This window comes from Vibrio sp. 10N.222.52.C3, from assembly GCF_041474195.1.
Classification (GTDB): domain Bacteria; phylum Pseudomonadota; class Gammaproteobacteria; order Enterobacterales; family Vibrionaceae; genus Vibrio; species Vibrio crassostreae_C.
The window spans coordinates 67,092-73,481 of the sequence record NZ_JBFRTQ010000037.1 but is presented as its reverse complement, the minus strand read 5'-3'; the positions used below and the strand labels follow the sequence as shown (position 1 = coordinate 73,481).

7 protein-coding genes are annotated in these 6,390 nt (G+C 44.7%); 2 read left to right on the top strand and 5 right to left on the bottom strand.

Going from position 1 to position 6,390, the window contains the following annotated elements; all coding sequences use genetic code 11:
* Positions 1–268: 268 nt before the first annotated feature.
* From rplS to ffh, 5 genes are all read right to left on the bottom strand, one after another.
* Positions 269–622, bottom strand: a complete 354-nt coding sequence (rplS, locus tag AB4517_RS07175; RefSeq protein ID WP_004735514.1) for a 50S ribosomal protein L19 — start codon at positions 620–622, stop codon at positions 269–271.
* A gap of 59 nt (positions 623–681) precedes the next feature.
* Positions 682–1,422, bottom strand: a complete 741-nt coding sequence (gene trmD / locus AB4517_RS07170) for a tRNA (guanosine(37)-N1)-methyltransferase TrmD (protein WP_102319880.1) — start codon at positions 1,420–1,422, stop codon at positions 682–684.
* Positions 1,423–1,448: 26 nt separating this feature from the next.
* On the bottom strand, positions 1,449–2,003 hold the full coding sequence (gene rimM, locus AB4517_RS07165; protein ID WP_017063236.1) for a ribosome maturation factor RimM: 555 nt from the start codon (positions 2,001–2,003) through the stop codon (positions 1,449–1,451).
* A 24-nt stretch (positions 2,004–2,027) separates the two neighbouring features.
* Positions 2,028–2,276, bottom strand: a complete 249-nt coding sequence (rpsP, locus tag AB4517_RS07160; RefSeq protein WP_004410028.1) for a 30S ribosomal protein S16 — start codon at positions 2,274–2,276, stop codon at positions 2,028–2,030.
* Between the two features lie 212 nt (positions 2,277–2,488).
* Positions 2,489–3,883, bottom strand: a complete 1,395-nt coding sequence (ffh, locus tag AB4517_RS07155) for a signal recognition particle protein (protein WP_010435884.1) — start codon at positions 3,881–3,883, stop codon at positions 2,489–2,491.
* Between the two features lie 200 nt (positions 3,884–4,083).
* Between ffh and AB4517_RS07150 the strand changes: the two genes are divergently transcribed.
* Together AB4517_RS07150 and AB4517_RS07145 are read left to right on the top strand one after the other, a co-directional pair.
* Entirely contained in the window at positions 4,084–4,878 is a 795-nt protein-coding gene (locus AB4517_RS07150) for an inner membrane protein YpjD (protein ID WP_017079954.1), read from the top strand.
* A 127-nt stretch (positions 4,879–5,005) separates the two neighbouring features.
* Complete coding sequence (locus AB4517_RS07145) at positions 5,006–6,277, top strand: HlyC/CorC family transporter (protein ID WP_017068872.1); 1,272 nt, start codon at positions 5,006–5,008, stop codon at positions 6,275–6,277.
* Positions 6,278–6,390 lie beyond the last annotated feature (113 nt).

Below are 6,390 nucleotides of genomic sequence, written 5' to 3'. Positions count from 1 at the left end.
GAGTAGCGAGTAGCGAGTAAATTTTGAAGGGTTGGCGTTTAACGTCAATCCTTTTTTATTGCCTATAACACGGCGCTAGTAGAGATTCCCTACTCCTTCCTTCGTCAGTCTAGGGAATGACGGTTAAATATGAGTTTCGGTTTGTTCCGTCATCCTCCAGAGCGAGGAATGAGCGAATTGGGGATCTCTTACCTGCGAAACTCCAAATAACAGACACAAAAAAGCGGAGCCAAATGGCTCCGCTTTTATCGATAGAATGCAAAAAGAATTACTTCTTAGTAAGCTTCTCTTTAATACGAGCTGACTTACCAGAACGCTCACGTAGGTAGTACAACTTGGCACGACGTACTGCACCACGGCGTTTAACTTCGATGCTATCAACCATTGGAGAGTGAGTTTGGAACGCACGCTCTACGCCTTCACCGTTCGAGATCTTACGAACTGTGAATGCAGAGTGTAGACCACGGTTACGAATAGCGATTACAACGCCTTCGAAAGCCTGTAGACGCTCACGGTCACCTTCTTTTACCTTAACCTGAACTACAACAGTGTCACCTGGTGCGAATTTAGGAAGGTCTGATTTTAGTTGCTCTTCTTCAAGAGCCTTGATGATGTTGCTCATTTGTATAAATTCCTAGAATAAACTGATACTAAATTTAATAGGTTACTGCTTGCTTTTCGTTAAGAGCGTTGCTCTTTAATGAATTCAGCCAGTAATTGTTCCTGTTCGTCAGTCAGAGCTAGGTTTTCCAGGAGTTCTGGTCTTCTTAGCCAAGTTCGGCCCAACGATTGTTTTAATCGCCAGCGACGAATGTCCTTATGGTTTCCAGACTTGAGTACCGATGGTACATCTTTATCGTCTAGCACCTCAGGGCGCGTATAATGGGGACAATCTAGCAAACCATTTGCAAAAGAATCTTCTTCTGCTGAAGCGAAATCTCCAAGTACACCCGGAACAAACCGAGATACTGAATCAATCAGCGTCATGGCTGGCAGTTCGCCACCCGTCATCACAAAATCTCCAATCGACCATTCTTCGTCAACTTCAGATTCAATGATGCGCTCATCTACCCCTTCATAGCGACCACAAATAAGAAGTAAATTCTCGTTTGTTGCCAGCTCTTCAACACCTTTCTGGTCGAGTTTACGACCTTGAGGTGAAAGATAGATGACTTTCGTCTTTCCCGGTGCTGCTTGCTTGGCAGTTTTGATAGCGTCGCGCAAAGGCTGAACCATCATTAACATGCCAGGACCACCACCGTAAGGTCTGTCATCAACAGTGCGATGTTTATCATGAGTGAAATCACGAGGATTCCATGTCTCAATAGATAAAAGACCTTTTTTAACCGCTTGACCTGTTACTCCAAAATCAGTAACAGAACGGAACATTTCAGGAAAAAGGCTAATAATGCCAACCCACATGTGTTCTCTCGCTCTGTAATTTGGAGTTAGAATCCAGGATCCCAGTCAACTTCGATCCGGCGAGCTTCGCGATCAACTTTCTTGATCACTTGCTCTTCAAGGTACGGTACTAACCGTTCCTTTTGGCCAAAAGCATCTTTAAGATTTGCTTTGATTACTAGAACATCGTTCGAGCCAGTTTCTAATAGGTCAGTGACCTCACCAAGGTCGTAACCTTTAGTGGTAAAAACTTGCATACCGAACAATTCGCGCCAGTAGAATTCATCTTCTGACAATTCAGGTAACGAAGCAGGGTCAATAGCAATTTCAAAGTTAGTCATCAGTTGCGCGTCTTCACGAACATCTAATCCCGCTAGCTTACATACATAACCTTGGCCATGACGTTTCCAGCTCTCAACTTTGTACTCAACCCACTTACCCTTTAGGTTTAAATACCAAGGGCTGTAATCAAATATGCTTTCAGCATTGTCTGTGTAGGAGAACACTTTGAGCCAGCCACGAATACCATAGGTAGACCCAAGTTTACCCATGACAATTCTATTATTTTGCTCGCTCATAGTTTCTTTACCCTTCATCGACATAAGCTATTTCTCTTTAAAAAAGAATTAAGCCGCTTTTTGAGCGTCTTTAACTAGCTTAGCTACACGATCAGATAGAGATGCGCCTTGACCAACCCAGTGGTTAACACGATCTAGGTCTAGACGTAGACCTTCTTCTTGACCTTGAGCTGTAGGGTTAAAGAAACCTACTTTCTCGATGAAACGGCCAGTTGCAGCGTTACGGCTATCCGCAACTACGATTTGATAAAATGGGCGCTTCTTTGCACCGTGACGTGCCAAACGAATGGTTACCATGTCGTCCTCTTTGCTTTCTTAATAAAATAATTAACCCCAAGTATAAGTAAATAGCTTGGGGTCTCGTGCCAAATTAAAGCCCCGGAATTTTACTCTTATTCCGGTGCAATGCAAGGGCTTTAGCTATTTTTTCACCAACATAGCTGCCGTACACTTTCTGTGACACGGCTAACACTATGAAAAGTAACGTAGCTAAAGCTTACATTTGTAGATTATCGACCAAACGGGTTAAAGCCACCACCCATTCCGCCCATACCTCCACCGCCGCCCATCATGCCTTGCATGTTGCGCATCATGCCTTTCATGCCACCTTTCTGCATCTTCTTCATCATCTTCTGCATTTGGGTGAACTGCTTAAGCATACGGTTTACATCTTGTACCTGTGTACCAGAACCAGCGGCAATACGCTTTTTGCGTGAGCCTTTGATTAAGTCAGGGCGTTGACGCTCTTTCATGGTCATAGAGTTGATGATCGCTTCCATCTGCTTGAACATCTTGTCATCAACTTTATCTTTAACGTTATCTGGTAGCTGAGACATGCCTGGAAGCTTATCCATCATGCCCATCATGCCGCCCATGTTTTGCATCTGACCTAGCTGTTCACGGAAGTCTTCAAGGTCAAAGCCTTTCTTCTCTTTGAACTTCTTAGCCAGTTTCTCTGCTTTCTCGGTATCAACGTTTTTCTGTAGGTCTTCAATAAGAGACAGTACGTCGCCCATACCTAAGATACGAGAAGCAACACGATCTGGGTGGAACGGTTCTAGTGCGTCAGTCTTTTCACCAACACCCAAGAATTTAATCGGCTTGCCTGTGATATGACGAACAGACAGAGCAGCACCACCACGCGCATCACCATCAACTTTCGTCAAGATAACACCGGTTAGTGGTAACGCATCACCAAAGGCTTTTGCAGTGTTCGCAGCATCTTGACCTGTCATTGCATCAACAACGAACAGTGTCTCTACTGGTTTAATTGCAGTATGAAGCTCTTTGATCTCGCCCATCATCTCTTCATCGATAGCCAAACGACCAGCAGTATCGACAAGTAGCACGTCGTAGAATTTCTTCTTCGCGTGGTCGATTGCAGCGTTTGCAATATCAAGAGGCTTTTGATCAGCTGAAGATGGGAAGAAGTCTACGCCAACATCGCTTGCTAACGTTTCAAGCTGTTTGATCGCCGCTGGACGGTAAACGTCGGCAGACACAACCAAGACTTTCTTCTTGTCACGCTCAGTTAGAAGCTTAGATAGCTTACCTACCGATGTGGTTTTACCCGCACCTTGTAGACCCGCCATTAAGATAACGGCTGGCGGCTGCGCTGCTAGGTTAAGAGCCTCGTTAGACTCACCCATCACCGCTTCAAGTTCAGCTTGAACGATCTTAATGAATTCTTGACCAGGCGTTAGAGATTTAGAAACCTCAACACCCACAGCGCCTTCTTTTACGCGCTTAACAAAATCGCGGACAACGGGCAGTGCAACGTCGGCTTCAAGTAGCGCCATACGTACTTCACGCAGCGTCTCTTTAATGTTGTCTTCGGTCAGACGACCTTTACCGCTGATGTTCTTCAGCGTTTTGGATAGACGATCCGTTAAATTATCAAACATAGTTTTCTCTTCGCTCAAAACTGCGACTATTACTGTGAGTATACATTAGCGCGGATTAGAGTCATACCCGTTGTAGAGCGTTAATCATCCGTGCTTGTGATGTGAGACATTATTCACTTGGAATTGAATGAGGTTCGCCATAGCCCCAAAGAGCGATGCGAGGTATAATTCGCCAATTAGTAATCATTAAAATGGATACCATGGACAGTCTTATTGCGATCGCAGCAGCCTTTCTTTATACAATGGCGATTTCCACGATCATTCCAGGTCTCGTGCACCAAACAGGAATCCGTGTAAAAACGGTGTTTATCAGCGCATTACTTGCTCTAGCTTTCCATGCTTGGTTGCTTGGCGATTTAATTTTTAATGCCAGTGGCCAAAACCTCAGTATCTTGAACGTTGCTTCATTGATCAGTTTAATCATCTCTTTGGTCATGAGCGGTGCGATGCTCAAAACCCGTTTGTGGTTCATCTTGCCGGTTGTTTATAGCTTCGCAGCTCTAAATCTAATGGCTGCCACTTTTCTTTCAAGCACGTTCATCAAACATCTAGAGAATGACCCAAAGCTGCTACTGCACATCTCTTTGGCTTTGTTCTCATACGCGACGTTGACTATCGGTGCGCTATACGCCCTACAACTTGCGTGGCTAGATCACAAACTTAAAAAGAAAAAAGCGTTAGTGATAAACCCTAACCTACCTCCTTTAATGATGGTGGAAAGACAGCTTTTCAAGATCATTCTGATCGGTAATGGCTTATTAACAGGTACTTTATTGACTGGCCTTATCTTCGTACAAGATATGTTTGCTCAAGGAAAAGCACACAAGGCTGTATTGTCTTTTATCGCTTGGGTTATCTACTCCATCCTTTTATGGGGTCACTACCAAAAAGGTTGGCGTGGACAGAAAGTCACTTGGTTCGCACTTGCCGGCGCCAGCATGCTCACATTGGCCTACTTCGGTAGCCGCTTCGTTCAGGAAATCATCCTGAACTAGTCTGTAAAATAAAGGCAAGATCTCACACACCTTGCCTTTAAAATATTGAGTCCGTTAGATTCAATTGACATCTCGACCATGTTCGGTCATAAATTAATCAAGATACACAAATAGGAAAAGAATAGTTTTGGACGACATATCAACGGGTATCTTATTTGCGCTACTCGCGTGTCTCATTGTAATTTCTGGTTATTTCTCTGGTTCCGAAACGGGCATGATGTCCTTGAACCGCTACCGTTTAAAGCACTTGGCCAATACGGGTCATAAAGGTGCCAAACGCGTAGAAAAACTTCTGAACCGCCCAGACAGATTGATTGGCCTCATTCTCATCGGCAACAATCTCGTCAACATTCTTGCATCTGCGATCGCTACTATTCTTGGTATGCGCATCTACGGGGATATCGGTGTGGCTATCGCTACTGGTACCCTGACTCTCGTGATCCTCGTATTCGCCGAGGTAACCCCAAAGACTATCGCTTCTCTATTTCCTGAACGTGTCTCTTACGCCAGTAGCATCCTTTTGATGGTGCTGATGAAGGTACTGTCACCGTTGGTGATTTTAGTTAACTTCATTACCAATGGCTTCATTCGTATCTTAGGTGTCAAAGCCAGCCATGATGCAACCGACCACTTGAGCTCCGAAGAGCTTAGAACCGTGGTAAATGAAGCCGGTAGCTTAATCCCTCAACGTCACCAAGATATGTTGGTGTCTATTCTGGATTTAGAGCACGTCACCGTGAACGACATCATGGTGCCGCGTAATGAGATTACTGGTATCGACATCAATGACGACTGGAAATCGATCGTTCGTCAACTTACCCACTCGCCTCATGGTCGCGTAGTGCTGTACCGTGACCAAATAGATGAAGTGGTCGGCATGCTTAGGCTGCGTGAAGCTTACCGTCTGATGCTTGAAAAGAACGAATTCAATAAAGAAACCCTGTTGCGTGCCGCGGATGAGATCTACTTTATTCCTGAAGCGACACCACTCAATATTCAACTGCTTAAGTTTCAACGCAATAAGCAGCGCATCGGTTTGATTGTTGATGAGTATGGCGACATCAATGGTTTGGTTACATTAGAAGATATTCTAGAAGAGATCGTAGGTGAGTTTACCACCTCAATCACCCCAAGCTTATCTGAAGAGATTACTCCGCAAAGCGATGGCAGCTTCTTGATTGAAGGCAGTGCCAATATCCGAGATATCAACAAAGGCTTACAGTGGGCACTGCCTACCGATGGCCCAAGAACGCTGAATGGTTTGATACTGGAACATCTTGAAGATATTCCTGAGAGTCACCTGAGTGTTCAGGTTGCCAGCCACCCAATGGAAATTGTTGAGCTTGAAGAGAACCGCATCAAACTGGTTCGCGTGTTCCCACAGATCGTGAACGGCTAACTGAGTTATCACTGAATCTCTGTCTCGCCCTAAAATACGTTGACGAAAAAGGCCCGGTTCATTGAACCGGGCCTTTTAGTATCTAACTCGCCCTATCTAGGGTAGCTATCAAT